The 20445-nt window shown below is 62.4% G+C and carries 19 protein-coding genes; 7 read left to right on the top strand and 12 right to left on the bottom strand.

The window, feature by feature from the left end:
- From YH3_RS24660 to YH3_RS24650, 3 genes are read right to left on the bottom strand one after another with little or no spacing between them, the layout of a single operon-like run.
- Nucleotides 1-357, bottom strand: a complete 357-nt coding sequence (locus YH3_RS24660) for a PLD nuclease N-terminal domain-containing protein (RefSeq protein ID WP_003941757.1) — start codon at nucleotides 355-357, stop codon at nucleotides 1-3.
- 57 nt (nucleotides 358-414) lie between these two features.
- The gene (locus tag YH3_RS24655; protein ID WP_030537114.1) at nucleotides 415-1038 is read right to left on the bottom strand and encodes a TetR/AcrR family transcriptional regulator; all 624 of its coding nucleotides are present in this window, start codon (nucleotides 1036-1038) and stop codon (nucleotides 415-417) included.
- Between the two features lie 57 nt (nucleotides 1039-1095).
- The gene (locus tag YH3_RS24650; RefSeq protein WP_003941743.1) at nucleotides 1096-1290 is read right to left on the bottom strand and encodes a DUF1918 domain-containing protein; all 195 of its coding nucleotides are present in this window, start codon (nucleotides 1288-1290) and stop codon (nucleotides 1096-1098) included.
- 179 nt (nucleotides 1291-1469) lie between these two features.
- On the opposite strand from YH3_RS24650, the gene YH3_RS24645 reads away from it, so the two are divergent.
- Genes YH3_RS24645 through YH3_RS37185 form a run of 3 tightly spaced genes read left to right on the top strand, consistent with a single transcriptional unit; the run spans nucleotide 1470 to nucleotide 4259 of the window.
- The gene (locus YH3_RS24645) at nucleotides 1470-3482 is read left to right on the top strand and encodes an MFS transporter (RefSeq protein ID WP_064444156.1); all 2013 of its coding nucleotides are present in this window, start codon (nucleotides 1470-1472) and stop codon (nucleotides 3480-3482) included.
- Nucleotides 3483-3540: 58 nt separating this feature from the next.
- Nucleotides 3541-4131: a TetR/AcrR family transcriptional regulator gene (locus tag YH3_RS24640; protein WP_064444271.1), complete on the top strand. Its 591-nt coding sequence runs from the start codon at nucleotides 3541-3543 to the stop codon at nucleotides 4129-4131.
- Complete coding sequence (locus tag YH3_RS37185) at nucleotides 4128-4259, top strand: hypothetical protein (RefSeq protein ID WP_256519392.1); 132 nt, start codon at nucleotides 4128-4130, stop codon at nucleotides 4257-4259. Before YH3_RS24640 ends, YH3_RS37185 begins: the two co-directional genes overlap by 4 nt.
- Before the next feature lie 21 nt (nucleotides 4260-4280).
- Here the strand turns inward: YH3_RS37185 and YH3_RS24635 are convergent, their stop codons facing one another.
- The 4 genes from YH3_RS24635 to YH3_RS24620 form a co-directional block, all read right to left on the bottom strand.
- Nucleotides 4281-4694, bottom strand: a complete 414-nt coding sequence (locus tag YH3_RS24635) for an arsenate reductase ArsC (protein ID WP_007733138.1) — start codon at nucleotides 4692-4694, stop codon at nucleotides 4281-4283.
- Nucleotides 4691-5794 (bottom strand): ACR3 family arsenite efflux transporter, encoded by a 1104-nt coding sequence (arsB, locus tag YH3_RS24630; RefSeq protein ID WP_064444155.1) that lies wholly within the window; start codon nucleotides 5792-5794, stop codon nucleotides 4691-4693. Before arsB ends, YH3_RS24635 begins: the two co-directional genes overlap by 4 nt.
- Nucleotides 5791-6177 carry a helix-turn-helix transcriptional regulator gene (locus YH3_RS24625; protein ID WP_003941739.1) on the bottom strand — a complete coding sequence of 129 codons (387 nt, stop codon included), beginning with the start codon at nucleotides 6175-6177 and terminating at the stop codon, nucleotides 5791-5793. Before YH3_RS24625 ends, arsB begins: the two co-directional genes overlap by 4 nt.
- Before the next feature lie 64 nt (nucleotides 6178-6241).
- Complete coding sequence (locus YH3_RS24620) at nucleotides 6242-7126, bottom strand: metalloregulator ArsR/SmtB family transcription factor (RefSeq protein ID WP_007733141.1); 885 nt, start codon at nucleotides 7124-7126, stop codon at nucleotides 6242-6244.
- A gap of 96 nt (nucleotides 7127-7222) precedes the next feature.
- Here YH3_RS24620 and YH3_RS24615 point away from each other — a divergent pair, with 96 nt between their 5' ends.
- Both YH3_RS24615 and treZ read left to right on the top strand, forming a co-directional pair.
- Entirely contained in the window at nucleotides 7223-8584 is a 1362-nt protein-coding gene (locus YH3_RS24615; RefSeq protein WP_007733143.1) for an NAD(P)-binding domain-containing protein, read from the top strand.
- Between the two features lie 69 nt (nucleotides 8585-8653).
- The gene (gene treZ, locus YH3_RS24610) at nucleotides 8654-10375 is read left to right on the top strand and encodes a malto-oligosyltrehalose trehalohydrolase (protein ID WP_064444154.1); all 1722 of its coding nucleotides are present in this window, start codon (nucleotides 8654-8656) and stop codon (nucleotides 10373-10375) included.
- A 21-nt stretch (nucleotides 10376-10396) separates the two neighbouring features.
- Here the strand turns inward: treZ and YH3_RS24605 are convergent, their stop codons facing one another.
- The gene (locus YH3_RS24605; RefSeq protein ID WP_007733146.1) at nucleotides 10397-11941 is read right to left on the bottom strand and encodes an MFS transporter; all 1545 of its coding nucleotides are present in this window, start codon (nucleotides 11939-11941) and stop codon (nucleotides 10397-10399) included.
- Nucleotides 11942-12069: 128 nt separating this feature from the next.
- Between YH3_RS24605 and YH3_RS24600 the strand changes: the two genes are divergently transcribed.
- Nucleotides 12070-12591 carry a TetR/AcrR family transcriptional regulator gene (locus tag YH3_RS24600; protein ID WP_064444153.1) on the top strand — a complete coding sequence of 174 codons (522 nt, stop codon included), beginning with the start codon at nucleotides 12070-12072 and terminating at the stop codon, nucleotides 12589-12591.
- Nucleotides 12592-12604: 13 nt separating this feature from the next.
- Here YH3_RS24600 and ilvA read toward each other — a convergent pair whose 3' ends face one another.
- The 3 genes from ilvA to YH3_RS24585 all read right to left on the bottom strand — a co-directional run bounded on the left by ilvA (nucleotide 12605) and on the right by YH3_RS24585 (nucleotide 16346).
- Nucleotides 12605-13960 (bottom strand): threonine ammonia-lyase IlvA, encoded by a 1356-nt coding sequence (gene ilvA, locus YH3_RS24595; protein WP_007733150.1) that lies wholly within the window; start codon nucleotides 13958-13960, stop codon nucleotides 12605-12607.
- A 78-nt stretch (nucleotides 13961-14038) separates the two neighbouring features.
- A complete protein-coding gene (locus tag YH3_RS24590; RefSeq protein WP_007733152.1) occupies nucleotides 14039-15814 on the bottom strand; it encodes a pyruvate dehydrogenase in 1776 nt (591 codons plus the stop codon).
- A 97-nt stretch (nucleotides 15815-15911) separates the two neighbouring features.
- Nucleotides 15912-16346: a nitroreductase family deazaflavin-dependent oxidoreductase gene (locus YH3_RS24585; protein ID WP_003941666.1), complete on the bottom strand. Its 435-nt coding sequence runs from the start codon at nucleotides 16344-16346 to the stop codon at nucleotides 15912-15914.
- Between the two features lie 186 nt (nucleotides 16347-16532).
- Here YH3_RS24585 and YH3_RS24580 point away from each other — a divergent pair, with 186 nt between their 5' ends.
- Nucleotides 16533-16766: a hypothetical protein gene (locus YH3_RS24580; RefSeq protein ID WP_003941759.1), complete on the top strand. Its 234-nt coding sequence runs from the start codon at nucleotides 16533-16535 to the stop codon at nucleotides 16764-16766.
- Between the two features lie 92 nt (nucleotides 16767-16858).
- Here YH3_RS24580 and dnaE read toward each other — a convergent pair whose 3' ends face one another.
- Nucleotides 16859-20395 carry a DNA polymerase III subunit alpha gene (gene dnaE, locus YH3_RS24575; RefSeq protein WP_007733155.1) on the bottom strand — a complete coding sequence of 1179 codons (3537 nt, stop codon included), beginning with the start codon at nucleotides 20393-20395 and terminating at the stop codon, nucleotides 16859-16861.
- Nucleotides 20396-20445 lie beyond the last annotated feature (50 nt).

Below are 20445 nucleotides of genomic sequence, written 5' to 3'. Positions count from 1 at the left end.
TCACATCCGATCAGCGTCGCCGTCGCGGCGCTGCTGCTTGGCAATTCGACGCTGCTCTTCCGCCCGTTCGCGGCACTGACGCAAGAAGGCTTCGTCCGCCGCCGGATCCTGCGCAACGGCACGTCCCGGGCGCTCGTATTCGCCGTAACCGGTTGGGCCGACGTATCCGCGGGGCGCGTTCTGTCCGCGCCCGACCACCAGCCACAGAACGGACCCTAAGGTGGGAAGGAAGATGATGATCAGAATCCAGACAACCTTGGGTAGGTACTGGATGTAGGCGTCATCTCTCGTGATGGCGTCGACGATGCAGAAAATCCACAGCAACATCGTGATGAGGCCGAACAAGGCATAGGGCACGCTGGCGATTCCTCCCGAGAATAAAAAACCCTCGCCATGCTAACGAAAACAGACCAATTAGTACATTAGATTCTGGCGAATGTTGAACTCGAGCCATCCTCGGTACGCATCGACGTCCCATCCACTGACCCGACGCAATTGCTGATGAAGCTGAGGCGAGACGAAAGCGGCAAGTATGCCCGCAGCTTTCTCGAGCGAAATCTCAGGCCTCAACAAGCCATGCTCGGAGAGACCCTCGGCTATCGACATCGCATTGACGGCCGACTGATCCGACGACTCCTCGGATAGTCGACGCATGTCGGCATCCGCACCCGAGGATTCGACCGCGACCATCATCAGAGCGCCGGCACGTTCGAGCAGTCCGATGCCCTGAGCCACGATCTGGGAGACGATCCGGCGAACGTCATCGGGGTCCGAGGCCAGGTTCGGCGCGCCGAGTGGAACCTCTTCGGCATCGAGCGCCGCAGCGAGGGCCGCTTCGAAGATCTCGAGTTTCCCGCCAGGGAAGGCTGTGAACACCGTCCGATCGGCGACGCCGGCCGAGGCGGCAATCTGCTTGACGGTGGCACTGACATACCCGTCTCGAACAAACAAGGCCGTCGCCGCATCACGAATGAGTTCACGCGTTCGCTGCGCGGAAGCTTCACGCACGCGGGAGTGGTACTGGCGTCTGCCCTCCATTGCGCACACTTTAGCCGCATTCGATGCAACGACCGTGCATGGAAAGAATCGTGCAGCTCAGGAGCCTTTTCCGGGGTGGTCTATCCAGCCATCGCTACCGGGAAACACCAACGCCTCGTGGCCGTTGTCGTACCTGACCAGATAGGGAGGACCGCCGTCCTCGCCGTGCACCTCGAGAACCTCGGCAGTTACCTCCGCCTGCCCCACCACGCGCCCCTGGACGTGGAGACGGTCACCCACTTCGGCATGCATCACTCCTCCTCGCTGCCCGCTCGCGCAGGCGCAGACCAACCACTGACGTTGTTCCCGCCATGCCGACTCGGAAACCCTGGGGCGAGTTGCCGTCGTGAGAAATCGCATATTCACCGAAGGTGACACCGACGGGTGAACAGTGGTTCACTCATGGGTGAATTCCCGTTCACCATCGCCGCGTGAAGGACCGTCTCTTGGCATTGCACTCGTCTCCGACCACTCGCCGTTCAAGTCGGCTCGTTACCGCAATTCTCTGTCTTTCCGGCACCGTGGTCGCGCTGCAACAAACGATGGTCATTCCGTTGTTGCCCGATTTCCCGAAGATCCTCGGCGTCAGCGCTGACGACGCCTCCTGGCTCGTCACCGTCACGCTCCTCACGAGTGCCGTCGCCACTCCGATCGTCTCCCGCCTGGCAGACATGTTCGGAAAACGACGCATGATGCTGATCTCGATGACGATGATCGTGGTCGGATCACTGGTCGCGGCGATCGGCGGCAACTTTGTCGCCCTGCTGATCGGACGTGGTCTCCAGGGCTTCGCGATCTCGATGATCCCCGTCGGAATCAGCATCATGCGCGACGAACTGCCCAAGGAGAAGGTGGCGTCGGCAACAGCGTTGATGAGTGCCACTCTCGGAATCGGCAGCGCACTCGGGCTCCCGCTGTCCGGGTTGATCTTCGAGCATCTGGGCTGGCCCGCCATCTTCTGGCTCTCGGCGATCGTGGGCGTCCTGCTGATCATCGCGGTAGCCGTCGTCGTCCCGGAATCAAGCGTTCGTACCCGCGGCAAATTCGACTTCCTGGGCGCGGTCATGCTCTCGACAGCACTCACGGCGATCCTCCTCGCCATCTCCAAGGGCGCCCGTTGGGGATGGACGAGCGAACTGACATTGCTGATGTTCGTCATCGGAATCGTGACTCTCGCATTGTGGTTCCCTTACGAACTCCGCGTCACCCAGCCGATGGTCGATCTACGAACGTCGGCCAAGCGGCCTGTTCTGCTGACCAACGTCGCCTCGATCCTCGTCGGCTTCTCGATGTACGCGAACAACCTCTCCACCACCCAACAACTTCAGATGCCGAAGATCTCCGGCTACGGCTTCGAACTGGGCGTGATGGCGGCCGGACTGTGCATGATTCCGGCAGGCCTCGCGATGGTCTTCTTCGCGCCCGTCTCCGCGAACATCACGAAGCGATTCGGAGCCAAGATCACCCTGATCGTCGGCGGCACGGTGCTCGCGCTCGCCTACATCGCGCGAGTGTTCCTGACCGGTTCGATAGCACTGATCATCATCAGCGCGGCGGTGGTCAGCATCGGAACCGCAATCGCCTACTCCGCGATGCCGATGCTGATCATGCGATCGGTTCCGATTACCGAAACCGCGTCGGCAAACGGCCTCAATTCGCTGCTCCGCTCAGTCGGTACTTCCACGTCCAGCGCGGTGGTTGCCGCCATGCTCACTTCGATGGTCATCCCGTCCGGGCCGGGCGAGGGCCTTCCGTCGATCGACGCCTTCAAGAACATCTTCTGGCTGGCCGCCCTCGCCGCCGTGGCTGCTGCCGCTGCCGCTGCGTTCATTCCTCGCCGCGGCGCAAAACCGGAAGCGGCACTTCGCCCGGTGACCCCGGAAGGGTTCGAGCTTCCCGACGCCGCCGTGTCCGAAACGGAAATTGTGGTTGCCGGTCGTGTGATCCGGACCGACAGCCGACCGATCCGGCAGGCCGTTGTCACCGTGATGGACATGGAGGGTCGACCGATTGACTGGAGTCGCGCCGACAACGAAGGCAACTTCTCCCTCGCCCTACCCCGGCCCGGCCGGTACCTGGTGGTCACGAGCGCCGACGGTTGGTCCCCGAGATCGCAGGTAATCAGCTTCGACAGCGCGCAATCGACGCACACCGTCGAACTCGGTGACCGCCTCACCATCTCCGGCAAGGTCGGAGTCGGCGGCCGAACAACCTCGGGAACCGTCGTCACACTCACGAAACCGACCGGCGAATTCGTCGCATCCACGGTCACCGACGGAACCGGGCACTACGGAATCGCACTTCCCACATCCGGCCGGTACATCCTGACCGCGCTGACCGAGAGCGGACACGGCACATTGGCTCGTCAGATAGCGGTCATCGCGCAGTCCACCGTCGTCGATTTCGACGTACCCGTCGATGCCGAGCCGTTGACGACAGTATGAACGCCAGTATGAGCAACCGAACGCATGGCGATCGGGTTTCGAGGTGGAGGCGAGCGACATGAGCAGCGGCGAAGCCAGCATCCTCACAGCAGCGAAAGCCTTGTTCGCGGAACGAGGTTACGCATCGACGACCATCAAGGACATCGCGGTCGCAGCCGGCTACTCGCCTGCCCTGGTCATGAAGATCTACGGCAGCAAAGCTCGGCTGTACTCGGCTGCGATCCCGTCCGCACCTCCGATGGACGAGGATCCGAATGCCGACGCCACCGGAGACATCGGCTGTCAACTGGTCGAGAAACTTGTCGCTCGTAGAGAATCCGATGAAACCGATCCGTGGGCAATGCTCGCAGTACACGTTCACGAGGCGCCAGATCCGGACGCCGCTCGGGCCGAGATCAAGCAACGATACGTTCACGGGATCGCGCGCCGCATCGGCGACACGGAGCCCGGTTTGGTACGCAGCCAGATCGTCGTCTCACTGCTGCTCGGACTGGCCACCGGCATGCGGACGCTCGAACTCCTCGGTGAGGATTCACTGTCGTCGGAGGATCTGATCCGGCGCTACGGAAGGCTGATTCAAATAGCCGTCGACGAAATCGAACCGGTATCCGAGCACGAATCGTTCATCAGTGACACGGTGGAGGAATGACTACTTACCGATACCTCGACGCCGACCGGAATCTCCTCGAAGAGAAAGATTTCGAAACCGAGCAGGACGCACAGGAATACCGACTCTCCGTCCTCGGTGCCGAACACATCGAGCCCACCGGCGAATGATCCTGTCGATTCCCGGATCGGTCAGGGAGACTTCGCTGCAGTGGTGAGTTCAGCGATCAAAGCTTGAACGCGCCGCTCGATTTCGTCACGGATCGGGCGAACTGCTTCAAGGCCCTGTCCGGCCGGGTCGTCGAGAACCCAGTCTCGGTAACTCTTGCCGGGGAAGATCGGGCACGTGTCGCCGCAGCCCATGGTGATGACGACATCCGAATCCTGGACGGCGTCGACAGTGAGGATCTTCGGAGACTGCGCTGAGATGTCGATACCGCGCTCTGCCATCGCCTCGACCGCTGCCGAATTGACGGTCTCGGCGGGTGCGGATCCGGCGGAACGGACCTCGATGGCGTCGCCTGCGAGATGGCTCAGGAATCCCGCGGCCATCTGAGATCGACCGGCATTGTGGACGCAGACGAACAACACCGATGGTTTGCTCATGACCTCGCTCTTTCTCGACTGGATGAAACCTCTTCGACTGCAAAGCGTTTGCGTAGAGCAAGGGAGACATAGACCAGCCCGACGAGCACCGGTACCTCGATCAGCGGGCCGACGACACCGGCAAGAGCTTGCCCCGAGGTGGCGCCGTAGGTGGCGATGGCTACCGCGATCGCGAGTTCGAAGTTGTTGCCCGCGGCGGTGAACGCCAGGGTCGTGGTGCGTTCATAGCCCAATCCGATTGCGGCGCCGAGGATGTAGCCTCCGCCCCACATGAGCGCGAAGTACGCGAGCAGGGGCAGCGCGATCCGGACGACATCCCAAGGCTGGGAGGTGATCTGTTCGCCCTGCATCGAGAAGAGCACGACGATGGTGAACAGCAGACCGTAGAGCGCCCAGGGGCTGATCTTGGGGATGAACTTGTTGTCGTACCAGTCGCGGCCTTTGGCGCGTTCGCCGAAGAAGCGGGACAGAAAACCTGCCAGCAGCGGGATACCGAGGAAGATCAGAACGGATTTGGCGATCTGCCAGGGCGAGGTGTCGATGGTGGTCTGTTCGAGGCCGAGCCACCCGGGCAGGACCGAGAGGTAGAACCAACCGAGCACGGCGAACATGATCACCTGGAACACCGAATTGATGGCGACCAGCCCCGCGGCGGCTTCGCGGTCTCCGCAGGCCAGGTCGTTCCAGATGATCACCATCGCGATGCAGCGAGCGAGACCGACGATGATCAAACCGGTTCGGTATTCCGGCAGGTCAGGCAGAAACAGCCGGGCGGGGGCGAACATCGGCGCCGGGCCGAGAACCCAGTTCAGGAACAGGGAGCCGGCGAGGAGTTTCTTGTCCCCGGTGACTGTGTCGAGGCGGTCGTAGCGGACCTTCGCCAGGACCGGGTACATCATGATCAGCAGACCGAGGGCGATCGGTAGCGAGATGCCGTCGATCTGCACCTTGTCCAGGGCAGTGTTCACACCGGGGATCCAGCGTCCAACCAGCAGGCCGACGACCATGGCCACGCCGATCCAGACCGCCAGATAGCGGTCGAGGGTGGAGAGTTTTCCGACGACTTCGGGGTGTTCGGTGGTGGCAGCGGTGTCGCTCATGCGGTGACCTCAGCGCAAGCGTCCGCGGCACTCACGCTCGCACCTTCTACCAGCAGAACGGCGGAAAGCTGTTGCAGCGCAGCCGGAATAACCCAGTAGTACACCCAGGTCCCGCGTCGTTCACAATCGAGCAGCCCGGCCTGGCGCAACACTTTCAGGTGATGCGAGATAGTCGGCTGAGACAAGTCGAACGAGTCGGAGATGTCGCAGACGCAGGCTTCACCACCCTCGTGACTTGCCACCAAGCTGAGCAAGCGGAGACGAACCGGATCGCCGAGGGCCTTGAACATCCGAGACAAGTCGCCGGCCCAATCCTCGGTCAACGGTTCACGAACGAGCGGGGTGCAGCAAGCCTCGGAGTCCGGCAGCTCTTGATTCGACATTCTTCGATATTGACAGATATCGAATCAACGCGCAATCGGGCATCCGGTCAGCCGGATCCCGGACTCATCCCTCGGCGATCGCCGTTCGACGCTCGAGCAGAACAGTGTCGCGCCACACGCCGTCGAGTTCGGCGATCTTCTCGCGAAGGCCGACCGTTCGAAACCCGGCCGAATGATGGAGCGAGATGGAGGCACGGTTCTCCGGGAACATCGACGTCTCCAGAGTCCAGAGTCCGTCGGCGTCGGCGGCCATGACTTGCTTGCGCAACAACGCCTTTCCGACGCCACGACCACGCATGCCGTCCGCAACGTACACGGAGTTCTCGGCAACCCCGCGGTAGCAGTCACGCTCGGAAACCGGACTCAACGCAGCCCATCCGACAACAACACCCCCGATAGTCGCCACCCATCGATGCTGCGGCAGCCACCGTTCGTGGAGATGCTCACGCGAGGGGACCTCAGCGGCAAAGGTGGCATTTCGGGTGTCGATACCCTCACCGTAAATACGGCGAACCGCATCCCAGTCGTCGTCGATCATGGCCCGGACAGAGACATCGTCGGGCAAATCACTCGGGCAGCACGGACGCGGAGTAAGGACTCCCATCACCACATCCGCCGCCTGCGGCAAGGCAACGCAACACGTCGGACTCATCGCGACGACCGTGCTCGTCCCTTCCTTACGCATGGTCACAAAACCCACATCGGCGAGCTTGCGCAGGTGGTGCGACACCGTCGGTTGCCCGATCCCCAACGCCTCGGCGAGCGCTCCGACGGTAATACCACCGACCGCGCTCGCTACCCGGTGAAGCAATCGGACGCGCATCGGCTCGGCAAGGCAGGCGAACCACTGCGCGTAGGTATCGGCATCGCCCTGCGCGAGGACGGAAGAACGGATCTGATCCGGGTCCGAATCGCCGACTCGCACCGTCGGAGTCTGCAGCGAAGTCATCTCTCCACTATATCGACAGCTGTCGATGGTTGCCTACATTGATGATCGTCGATACAGTTCTCCGTAGATCGATAATCGTCGATGAAAGGCACGAAAATGAACCCCCTACCCGTTGTCGTGATCGGGGCCGGCCCGATCGGCCTGGCAGCCGCAGCAGAACTGCGCGAGCGCGGACTCACACCCCTTGTATTCGAGCGCGGAACCACAGCCGGTGCTGCGATCTCCGAGTGGAATCACGTTCGACTGTTCTCCCGGTGGTCCGAACTCGTCTCCCCCGCCGCGCGGCGACTCCTCGACCAGAATGGATGGAGCTCACCCGACGGGCAGACCTATCCGACCGGCCGGCAATGGCGCGAGCTCTACCTCGAACCACTCGCCTCGGCCCTCGCCGACCTGGTCCAGTTCGACACCGAGGTGATCGGCGTCGCTCGACGCGGACGTGACCTGGTCGTCGACGCCGGACGCGACAGCGAACCCCTCTCGATTCACCTGCGGCGCCGGGACGGAACCGAGGATCGGATGTTCGCCCAGGCCATTGTGGATGCGTCCGGCACCTGGGGCACCCCGAACCCGCTCGGTGGTGAAGGTCTTCCTGCACTCGGCGAAGGCGCTGTGGGTACTGCGATCCGGTACCGGGTTCCTGATCTCGACGATCCGGCAGTGCGGGCACAGTTCGCCGGAACGCACACCGTCATCGCAGGTAGTGGCCACTCCGCGCTGACGGCGATCGTTGCGCTGTCAGGGTTGGCGGAGCAGGCTCCGAGCACCCGCATCACCTGGGCGGTCCGCCGAGGAAACATCGGCTCTGCATTCGGAGGCGGCGACGCTGACGAACTGCCCACGCGCGGCGCCCTGGGCTTGCGTGCAAAGAAGGCCGTCGAGGATGGCCTGTTGAGAGTCGTCACCGGCTTCCGCACCGCAGAGGTGACAACTACCCCTTCGGGACAACTCATACTCGCCTCCGATGCGGGTGATCGCATCGAGAACGTGGACAACGTCATAACGCTGACCGGCTTCCGCCCCGATCTGTCCTGGCTCTCGGAAATTCGACTCGGCCTCGACCCGGTCTTACAAGCACCGGTCGAGCTTGCTCCGCTGATCGACCCGAACGTCCACTCGTGCGGCACCGTTTACCCGCATGGCGCGAAGGAGCTTCGCCATCCGGAGCCGGGGGTGTACTTGGCTGGAATGAAAAGCTACGGCCGAGCACCCACCTTCCTGGCGATGACCGGCTACGAGCAGGTTCGCAGCATCGCAGCCGAGCTCGCCGGCGATCACGAAGCAGCGGCCCGTGTCGAGTTGATCCTTCCGGAGACCGGAGTCTGCGGCGGCGCAGGCATTTTCGACGAACCTGACACAGCAGAAACCGACACAGGGAAAGCCGAGGGCGGATGCTGCAGCGCCCCCGCTCCGAAACTGATCACGCTGTCTGCACCGTCCGGCAACACCTGCGGATAGAAACAGTCCTTGACGACGGAACCAGCCCGCCGGGCTGCCACATCCGGCCGAACAAGGCATGCTGATCGTGTGCATACATTCGAGGTCTGGGCGCCAACACCGGAATCGGTCCGGGTCGAAGTCGACGGCATCACGCACGAGATGGACCGGACCGACGACGGGTGGTGGCGCGCCGAGGTCGACTGCGACAACCGCGCTCGCTACGGCTTTGTCGTCGACGGTGAAACACTCCCGGATCCGCGTTCACCACGCCAGCCCGAAGGCGTGCATCTCCGCTCCCAACTGCACCAACTCGACGAGGCGTCCTGGACCGACTCTCAGTGGACCGGACGACAACTCCCAGGATCATCGGTCTACGAACTGCACATCGGAACGTTCACCCCCGAAGGAACATTCGACGCCGCGATCGAACGTCTCGATCACCTGGTAGACCTCGGCGTCGGCTTCGTGGAAATCATGCCGGTCAACGGCTTCAACGGAACTCACAACTGGGGCTACGACGGTGTGCTCTGGTACACGGTCCACGAGATCTACGGTGGCCCGGACGGATTGCAACGCTTGGTGAATGCGGCCCACGAACGCGGACTCGGCCTGATTCTTGACGTGGTCTACAACCACCTGGGCCCGTCGGGCAACTACCTCGAAAAGTTCGGCCCCTACATTGCCGATGGAGCGAACACCTGGGGCCGAACGATCAACATCGGAGGCCCGCAGTCGGGCGAGGTTCGCGAGTACATCATCGGCAATGCCCTGCGATGGATGCGTGATTTCCACATCGACGGTCTACGCCTCGACGCCGTCCACGCGTTGGTCGATCACACCGGAACGCACATCCTCGAGGAACTCGCCGTCCGAACGGAAACACTGTCGGCCCATCTGGGCCGACCGCTCACGTTGATTGCCGAAAGTGATCTCAACGACGCCACTCTGATCACACCACGAGCGGCCGGCGGGTTCGGCTTGGACGCGCAGTGGGACGACGACATCCACCACACGATTCACACGGCCGTGTCCGGCGAACGCCAGGGTTATTACGCCGACTTCGGATCCTTGGAATCCCTTGCAAATACATTGCGGCGCGGTTTCTTCCACGCCGGAACGTATTCCTCGTTCCGTGGACGGGTTCACGGCCGGCCGATCGACATCACGCATCAGCCCGCCAGCGCCCTGCTCGCATACACGTGCACCCACGATCAGATCGGCAACCGCGCGATCGGGGACCGCCCGAGCGCCTATCTGACGCCAGGACAATTGGCCATCAAGGCGGCGCTGGTCCTGCTATCGCCGTACACACCGATGCTGTTCATGGGCGAGGAATGGGGAGCGACCACTCCGTTCCAGTTCTTCACCTCGCATCCGGAACCGGAACTCGGCGAGGCCACTGCCAAAGGCCGCAAAGCGGAGTTCGCGGCGCACGGCTGGAACAGTGACGACATTCCGGATCCGCAAGACCCACAGACATTTCTGCGATCGAAACTGGACTGGGACGAGCGAGACGACGAGACACGCGCTCGCGTCCTGGCCTGCTATCGCGATCTACTTGCCCTGCGCAGGAAGCGAATCGAGATCACCGACCCTTGGCTGGGGAACCTGCACGTCGACTACGACGAGGACGACCAGTGGATCACCTTGCGCCGCGGCGCATTACAGATCGTGTGCAATCTGGGAACGGACGCGGCCTCGGTTCCGGTCGGCGGAACCCCCATCCTCTGGTGGGATCCGCCGACACAGGACGAGACCGCGTCCGCAACAGTGGTGCTGGGGCACTCGTTCGTCGTACTCGAAAGCTGACTAACTCTCGAGATTCCGGTATTAACGCTTCGCGTTCTCTGGTGTACTCCGCAGCATCCGCAACACCAATGCGGCACTGACGAACAGAACCAAAGCTGTTGCACCGGCAGCAACGTGCATACCGTCGACAAACGCCGACTTCGCGGAATCGGCAAGCACCGAACCGAGTTCACCAGGTAGGTACGTTGCTTCCTGCAGGGCACCGCCGAGCGTGCCCTGTGCAGCGTGCGCCTGATCTGCTTCGAGCATCGAGGTGTCGATTCCCTTGCGGAAGATCGCCATCACCACGCTGCCCAGGATCGCCACGCCGAGCGCGATGCCGAGTTCGTACGCGGTCTCCGACACAGCGGACGCAGCGCCGGCGCGTTCGGGTTCCACCGAGCTGACCACGAGATCCGATGTCAACGTCAACGCGACACCGACACCAGCACCGGCCAGACCGAAGCCGATCACGAACATCAACGGGCCGCTGTCGACGCCGAGCGCGAGCAGCATCGCAGCACCGATACCGGCAACCGCGAGGCCCGCGCTGAGCACGTGAGACACCGACCACCGGCGAATCAACCAGGCCGCCGCAACCGCGGTGAATGCGCTGAGCAACATACCCGGGAGCATCAGCAGGCCGGCGTCGAGCGCCGAGTTACCCAGCACCAACTGCAGGTACTGCGAGCCGAAGAACAGGACACCTGCCAGCGCGAAGATCGAGAGCAGGTTGGTGATGACGGCGGTGGAGAACGACGCGTTGGCAAACAGCTTCAGATCCAACATCGGATCCTTCAGCATCCGCTGACGACGCACGAACACGTAACCCGCCGCGAGACCAACGAGGCCGATCACCAGCAACGTGATGCTGACGCCGTGCACCACGGATTCCTTGACCGCGTACACCAGCGGCAACATGGTCGCCATCGACAGACCAGCGCTGATGAGGTCGAATCGACCCGGATTGGGGTCCTTCGACTCCGGGATCAGGATCGGGCCGAGTACAACCAGCGCGATCATGACCGGAATGTTGATCAAGAAGACCGAACCCCACCAGAAGTGCTCGAGCAACCAACCACCGACCAACGGGCCGGCCGCGGTACCGCCACCGGCCATCGCGCCCCAGACACCGATCGCCTCGGTGCGCTGACGCGGGTTGACGAAGATCGTGCGGATCAGACCGAGGGTGGCCGGCATCAGCGTTGCACCGGAAATACCCTGCAGCACGCGGGCGGCAATGAGCATCTCGGGACTGACAGCGAGAGCGGCGATGATCGAGGCGAGACCGAAGCCGACTGCGCCGATCAGGAGCAGTTTTCGCCTACCGATCCGGTCGCCGAGCGTACCCATGGTGATGAGCAGACCGGCGAGCACGAACGAATAGACGTCGATGATCCACAGCAACTGCGTGCTGCTCGGCTCGAGGTCGGCGCTGATGAACGGAAGCGCAAGATCGAGCACCGTGCCGTCGACTGCGATGAGCAACACAGCAAAGGCAAGGACTATCAAGCCCGCCCAGTCACGCTTTGTCGCCCGAACCTCGTCGGGATTGATTGCAGACGTGTGATCTGCCGACACTGACATTGCTCCCCTGCGACTTTCTCTGAGTTCTTTCGAAAAGACTTCACTGCACCGTCCAGCCGGTACAGTAGGTCAACGGTAACAGTGAACCGTCCGAGCGGTAAAGTTATTTCCGGGTAGGGTCACATCACATGGCTGCCGACACTCGCGATCGAATTCTCGACGCACTGGAGAAGCTGCTGCTGGTCAGCGGCGTCGCCCAAGTCACGCTCGAAGGCGTTGCCGCCGAAGCCGGGGTTTCCAAGGGCGGACTTCTCTATCACTTCCCCAGCAAGGAAGCACTGCTCGCGGCGATGGTCCGCAGACTCGGAGAACGCTCGGATCAGCAACTCGAAGACGCCGTAGCCGGCGGTACGACGGTCACCGAGTTCTATCTGCAGATCCCCGATGCGAACGAAAGCGAAGAACTCTCACTCTTCCGGTCGATCATCGCGGCACTGAGAACAGTCAACGGACAACACGACGAAATCCAGAAGGCCGTCACACATGTGATGCGGAGCTGGGACAAGGGCCTTCAGACCGAGATCGCCGACCCTGTGCAGGCCGAGATCATCCGACTCGTCGGCGACGGCCTGTATCTGGCGGCCATGCTCGGGCTCCCCCAGCCGGATCCCGAATTGCATCGACAGGTGGTCGAGCGACTGCGGCCCTGACCGGGGGCGTCTCTTACGTCAGATAGCGGTACGCCGGGCTTCCCGGCTCGAGCCTCTCGGACTGCATCGGCGCGCGCTCCATCCGCTCGAGTAACGCCGCCAACCCGTCAGCGGAACCGAGTTCGATACCCACCAACGCGGCACCCGTCTCGCGATTGTTTCGCTTGACGTACTCGAACAGCGCGATGTCGTCGTCCGGCCCGAGCACGTCCGAGAGGAAGCGACGGAGCGCTCCCGGTTCCTGCGGAAAGTCGACCAGGAAGTAGTGCTTGAGCCCGAGGTGAACGAGCGAACGCTCGAGGATTTCGCCGTAACGAGAGACGTCGTTGTTGCCACCGGAGATCAGGCACACGACGGTCGAACCCGGCTCGAACGTCAAATTCTGAAGTGCCGCAACGGAAAGCGCTCCCGCAGGTTCGGCGATGATGCCCTCGCTCTGATACAGCTCGAGCATCGCCGTGCAGATAGCGCCCTCGTCGATCTGATTGACGACAAACGATCCCGAACCGGACCGTGTCTGAAGTTGACGAGCCACGAGCGGCAACGACGCGTGCGACACCACGGCGGCACCCAGACGTGAGACGACCTCGTAGGGAACATCGCCGATCCTCTTGACCGCTGCGCCGTCGACAAATGGATCGACGTCGGGAAGAGTCACCGGGCCCCCGGCAACAAGAGCGGCCGTCATTGACGCCGCACCGGACGGCTCGATCCCGACGATCGACGTCTTGGGCGACCGTTCGTGCAGGTAGGTGGCGATGCCCGCAATGCAACCGCCGCCGCCGACCGGCACGACGATCGTGTCGAGAGGGGCGTCCAATTGCGTGAGAATCTCCGCTGCGATGGTTCCTTGCCCCGCAGCGGTGCGCACGTCGTCGAACGGGGGAACCATGGTTGCGCCGGTTTCGGCTACGTCCTCGGCGGCCGCAGCAGCGGCGGCGTCATAGGTCTCACCGATCATGAACAGTTCGACAAACGCTCCACCGTGCGCGCGGATGCGATCACGCTTCTGCTTGGGGGTATTGGCCGGAACGTAGATCCGACCCTTGATCTGCATCGTTCGGCACGCGAAAGCAACACCCTGCGCATGGTTACCGGCACTGGCAGTCACTACGCCGGCACCGCGTTCGGCCTCGTTGAGCTGAGCGATCAGGTTGTACGCGCCACGAATCTTGTACGAACGAACGCCCTGGAGGTCCTCACGCTTGAGATACACGTGTGCCCCGGTCAACGCCGAAAGACGATCGCTGTACTGCAGGGGCGTCGCCGCAATGACGTGCTGAATTCGCTCGATGGCCGCGTCGATCTCCTGCGCGTCGAGCGCGGGGACGGTGGACTTCGTTACTACGACATCGGGCGAGTTAGACACCCCGCCATTTTCGCACGTCGGAGATCAACCTTCCCACCACCCCGCCCCGCATGGTCTGCGAGGCAGGGTGGCGGTAGGTCAGCCGCGCGGATCCAACTGTGAGGGACGTGGCACGTTCCGCAGATTCGACTTGGCCATCTGTACTGCCTCGCCGACGCCGCCGTTCATCACCATCTTCGACATCGCCAAAGCGAAGCCCTTCATCTGACCACCGGTGATGGTGGGCGGCAACGACAATGCCAGCGGATCGGTCACCAGATCAACCAAGGCCGGACCGTCGTGATCGAGCGCGGCGCGTAGGCCCGCTTCGATATCCGCGGGATTCTCGATTCGGCGCGAAAAGATACCGAGCGCAGCAGCAACCGCCGCGTAGTCGACCGCGGGCACGTCGACCCCGAAATCCGGAAGGCCGTCGACCAGCATCTCGAGCTTGACCATTCCGAGCGTCGAGTTGTTGAACACCACGATCTTGACCGGCAACTTGTACATCGCGACGGTGACCAACTCACCGAGCAGCATCGACAATCCACCGTCGCCCGACACCGAGATGACCTGACGCCCCGGACTCGACCATGCAGCACCCATCGCATGTGGGAGCGCATTGGACATCGATCCGTGCAGCGCCGAGGAGATGAAGCGTCTCGATCCGTTCGGATTGAGATAGCGCGCCGTCCACACGTTGCACATCCCGGTGTCGGCGGTGAAGATTGCGTCGTCGGCCGCCAGATCGTCCAAGATCGAGGCCGCATACTCGGGGTGAATCGGCGTCCGCTGCCTGACCGGATCCGTGTATGCACCAACCACTTTGGTCATCAAAGTGTTGTGCTTGGCGAGCGTATCCTCCAGGAACCCGCGGTCGGTCTTTCGATCGAGCTGCGGAATCAGTGCGCTCAAGGTGCTCGCGACGTCGCCGTGCACAGCCAGGTCCAGGCTGGTTCGACGCCCCAACCGCTCGGCCGCGATGTCGATCTGAGCAGTGCGAACGTCGTCGGGCAAGAACTGATCGTAGGGAAAGTCCGTACCGATCAGGAGCAGGAGATCGGCGCCGTGGATACCGTCGTGCGCCGCACCGTAACCGAGCAATCCGGTCATCCCGACGTCGTATGGATTGTCGTACTGGATCCATTCCTTGCCACGCAGTGAATGCCCGATGGGAGCGCCGACGGTTTCGGCCAACGCCAGAACCTCCGCGCGCGCATCTCGCACGCCCGCGCCGGCGAAGATCGCAACCTTACGCGAGCCGTTGATCACATCTGCCAACGCCTTGACGTCACCGGCATCCGGGACGACTGTCGGCCTTCGCGTTTCGACGAGCGTCGGCGGAGTGCCCTCGGCCGGGCAGTCGGCGATGTCCCCGGGAAGCACGATCACCGAGACGCCGTTTCGAGCCACCGAATGCTGAATCGCCGACTGCACCACGCGTGGTGATTGCACTGGGGTGCTGACGAGTTCGGTGTAACTCGAACATTCGATGAAGATCCGCTCGGGATGCGTTTCCTGAAAGTAGCCCATTCCGATCTGGGCGCTGGGGATGTGCGAGGCGATCGCGAGGACCGGCGCGCCCGAACGATGAGCGTCGTACAGGCCGTTGATCAGGTGAAGGTTTCCGGGGCCGCAGGATCCGGCACACACTGCGAGTTTTCCGGTGATCTGGGCATCCGCTGCGGCCGCAAACGCAGCTGCTTCCTCATGCCGGACGTGTATCCAATCGATTCCGCCCTTCTCGGAACCACCGGTGCGACGAACCGCATCGACGATGGGATTGAGACTGTCACCGACAATGCCGTAGATCCGACTGACACCCGCGTCAACGAGCTGCTGAACCAATTGATCTGCAACGGTTTTCGGACTCATCAGACCTCCATGACACACTCACGGGAGTCGGGATCGCCGACCCCCGGGAGTGACGATTTACTTGTGATTGATGCAGCGCTTCTTGTGGAATGCGGGGTTACTTGGGTTCGAGCACGAACACCGGAATCTCACGATCGGTCTTCGTCTGATAATCGGCGTAGTCGGGGTACGCAGCGACAGCGCGCTCCCACCAGACCGCCTTCTCGTCGCCGGTGACTTCCCGAGCAACCAGGTCGAAGACCTGCGTCGCGTCACGCAGCGTGACGTGCGGGTCGGCTTTGACGTTGTAGTACCAGACCGGATTCTTCGGGGCGCCACCGAGCGAAGCCACAACGGCATACGAACCGTCGTGCTCGACGCGCATCAGCGGCGTCTTCCTGACCTTGCCGGACTTTGCCCCGATGGTCGTGAGAACGACGACGGGCATGCCGTTCATGTCGTTTCCCTCGGTGCCACCGGAGTTCTCGATGCGTGCGACCTGATCGGCGGCCCACGACGCTGGACTGGGTTCGTACTCACCTGTGATTGGCATGTGTACCAGTGAACACCCACTCGAGCACCTTGGCCACCGAACCACGCCGACCAGGCCTGTCGCCCGCGCACTCCCCTGGTTGATCGATTAAGTGAGCTGCCGATCAATAAAGTTCGCTTGCCCGAACTCTCATCTCTGGCTACTCTGAAACCACAGCTTCGAACAGCCGTATCGGAAAGGGACGAGATGACCACCGCAGATATCTCCACTCGCGAATCACGCCCCTCCCCAGACTATTGCGTCGATCTGGCCGGAACTCGGTGGCCGCTGTACAAGATCGAAGCTCTCGTGGTCGGGTTCGTGCTGTTCGTCGTCGCCGGTGCCGTCACGCAGTCGATGCAGGTGGCCGTACTGACTGCCGCAACGGCCGCTGTAGTCACGTGGTGGGTACGGCGCGTGCACTACTCACGCACCACCTGATCACCGCACTCCCCCGAACTCCCGCGAACCACGAAGGGACCTTGCTGCATCAGCAGCAAGGTCCCTTCGTTCGGTTCAGGTCCGCTCGGCGGTCAGACCGTCAGGCAACTCGGTCCGAGCAATGCCTTCAGGTCGCCCATCAGTGCCGAGGACGGTTCGACCCGAAGGACATCGTCGACCTTCCACAAGCTGATTTCGGTTCCGCCGATCAGTCGGACATGGACATCGGACGTCCCCGGATGCCTGGTCAACACCTGCTTGAGAGCACTGAGCTTGTCCTTGGTGCATTGCCGAAGCGGCAGCGAGACCGACAGCGGACGCGCAACCCCGATCGCCGAAATATCAGGTACCGCAAGGTCGTTGCCGATCAGTGACATCCGATCGTCTCGGATCGAAACGCGAGCCTTGACCAACACGATGGCATCCTCGGCGATGTCCATTCCGTACACGGCGTACGCCTGCGGGAAGAACAGCACCTCGATTCCACCCACGAGATCTTCGAGCTGCACGATGCACCAGGTCAGACCGTTCTTGTTGACCCGGCGGTCCACCGAGGCGATGATGCCGCCGAGAGTTACCTGGGCACCGTCCTGAACGCCGCCTTCGAGTATCGCAGCGATGGACGTGTCGGACTGCTGGCGAAGAATGTGCTCGACACCGTTGAGCGGGTGACCGGAAACGTACAGCCCCAGCATCTCTCGTTCGAGTGCCAGGCGATGCTTGGAGTCCCACTCCTCCTCGGGAATCTTGACGTCGAACACCGAGGTGATCGACTCGTCCGCTTCGGCACCGCCGAAGAGGTCGAACTGTCCGATCGCCTCTGCCTTCTTGGTGCTCATCACGGAATCGATGGCGTCGGCATGAACCAACATCAGGCCCTTGCGCGGGTGACCCAACGAGTCGAAAGCACCGGCCTTGATGAGAGATTCGGTGACCTTCTTGTTGCAAGCCATCGCGTCGATCTTGCCGAGATAGTCGGAGAAATCGGTGAACTTCGATTTCTCGGTGCGCGCCTTGATGATCGAAGCGACGACGTTGGCGCCGACGTTGCGCACCGACCCCATACCGAAACGGATGTCGTCGCCGACGGTCGCGAAGTCGACGCGTGACTCGTTGACGTCCGGCGGGAGAACGGTGATGCCCAACTTGCGGCAGTCGGCGAGATAGATGGCGGACTTGTCCTTGTCGTCACCGACGGAGGTCAGCAGACCCGCCATGTACTCGGCCGGGTAGTTCGCCTTGAGGTACGCAGTCCAGTACGACACGAGTCCGTAGCCGGCGGAGTGCGACTTGTTGAACGCGTAGCCGGCGAAGGGAAGGACCGTGTCCCACAGCGCCTTGATGGCGGCTTCGCTGAAGTTGTTGTCCAACATGCCCTGCCGGAAGCCGGCGTAGGCCTTTTCCAGCTCGGACAGCTTCTTCTTACCCATCGCGCGACGCAGCAAGTCGGCCTGACCCAGGGTGTACCCGGCCACCTTCTGCGCCAGTTGCATGATCTGCTCCTGGTAGATGATCAGGCCGTAGGTCTCGGAGAGGATCTCCGCGAGCGGCTCCTCCAGTTCGGGGTGAATCGGCTTGACGTCTTCCAAGGCGTTCTTGCGCTTGGCGTACGAGATGTGGGCGTCCACACCCATCGGTCCCGGTCGATACAGCGCCAAGGCGGCGACGATGTCGCCGAATCCGGTGGGCTGCATCAGTTTCAGCAACTCGCGCATACCGCCGCCGTCGAGCTGGAACACACCGAGAGTGTCGCCGCGGGCGAGCAGTTCGTATGTTGCCGCATCGTCCATCGGCAAAGTGTCGAGGTCGAGGTCGATGCCGCGGTTGGCTTTGATGTTCTCGAGCGTGTCGCCGATGACCGTGAGGTTTCGCAGACCGAGGAAGTCCATCTTGAGCAGGCCGATGGCTTCACACGAAGGGTAGTCCCACCCGGTGATGATTGCGCCGTCCTGGGCGCGCTTCCAGACCGGGATTGCGTCGGTGAGCGGTTCGGACGACATGATGACCGCGCAGGCGTGCACACCGGCGTTACGGATCAGCCCCTCCAGACCCACCGCAGTCTTGTAGATCTTCGCGACGTCCGGGCTGGAGTCGATGAGTGCTCGAACCTCGACGGCCTCCTTGTACCGCTCGTGCTTCGGATCGGTGATACCGGAGACAGAGATGTCCTTGGCCATGATGGGCGGCGGGAGTGCCTTGGTGATCTGATCGGCGATGGCGAAGCCCGGCTTGCCGAACTGGACGCGAGCCGAGTCCTTGATGGCAGCCTTGGTCTTGATGGTGCCGAAGGTGATGACCTGGGCGACCTTGTCGTTGCCCCACTTGTCCGTCGCGTAGCGAACCATCTCGCCGCGACGGCGATCATCGAAGTCGATATCGATATCGGGCATGGACACACGCTCGGGGTTGAGGAATCGCTCGAACAGCAACCCGTACGGGATGGGGTCGATGTTGGTGATACCCATCGCGTAGGCCACCAACGAACCGGCAGCCGATCCACGGCCGGGCCCGACACGGATCCCGACGTCCTTGGCGTGGTTGATCAGGTCGCCGACCACGAGGAAGTAGGCCGGGAAGCCCATTTCGTTGATGACGCCGATCTCGTAGTCGGCGCGGGCGAGGTACTCCTGCGGCGGTCCGCTCGGGAATCGGCGATCGAGTCCGCGCATCACCTCGGCGCGCAGGAAGGTCTGCTGCGTGTGTCCCTCCGGGACCGGGAAGATCGGCATGCGGTCGTGGAACGCCCACACGTCCTCGTACGACTGCACACGCTCGCCGATTGCAACGGTGTTGTCGCATGCCCCCGGTACCTCGTTGTCCCAGATGGCGCGCATCTCGGCAGCGGACTTGAGGTAGTAGCCGTCGCCGTCGAACTTGAAGCGAGTGGGGTCGGAGAGCGTCTTGCCGGTCTGAATGCAGAGCAGCGCCTCGTGATTCTCGGCGGCGTCCTTGGTGACGTAATGGCAGTCATTGGTGGCAAGTGGCGGAATACCGAGTTGCTTGCCGATGTCGAGCAGACCCTCTCGCACACGGCGCTCGATCGAGAGACCGTGATCCATCAGTTCGAGGAAGAAGTTGTCCGGGCCCCAGATCTCCTGCCACTTCGCGGCAGCTTCGAGAGCCTCGCGATCGTGACCGAGACGAAGGCGGGTCTGGATCTCACCGGACGGGCAACCCGTGGTCGCGATGATGCCCTCGGCGTGCGCGGCGATGAGCTCCTCGTCCATCCGTGGCCATTTACCGAGCTGGCCCTCGATGGACGCGAGCGACGACAGCTTGAAGAGGTTGCGGAGTCCGGTCGCGTTCTCGGCCACCATCGTCATGTGGGTGTACGCACCGCTACCGGAGACGTCGTCGGACTTCTGGCTGCGATCTCCCCACAGAACTCGCTTGGTGTTGAAGCGAGACTCGGGTGCGATGTAGGCCTCGATGCCGATGATCGGCTTGATGCCGGCGCTCTTTGCCTCGTTGTAGAACTGGCTGGCGCCGTACATGTTTCCGTGGTCGGTCATGCCGACTGCGGTCATTTCGAGACGAGCGGCCTCCTCGAACATGGCGCCGACCTTGGCCGCACCGTCGAGCATCGAGTACTCGGTGTGATTGTGAAGATGTACGAACGAGTCAGCCACGTGCGCCTCTCTGAAGGTCTGGGAGCGAGATCGAGTGTATTCCGCGCTGC

The sequence above is a fragment of the Rhodococcus sp. YH3-3 genome, assembly GCF_001653035.1.
In the GTDB taxonomy this organism is placed as follows: domain Bacteria; phylum Actinomycetota; class Actinomycetes; order Mycobacteriales; family Mycobacteriaceae; genus Rhodococcus_F; species Rhodococcus_F qingshengii.
Note: the sequence above shows the minus strand (reverse complement) of the source record. Positions and strands in the feature narration are given on the sequence as shown.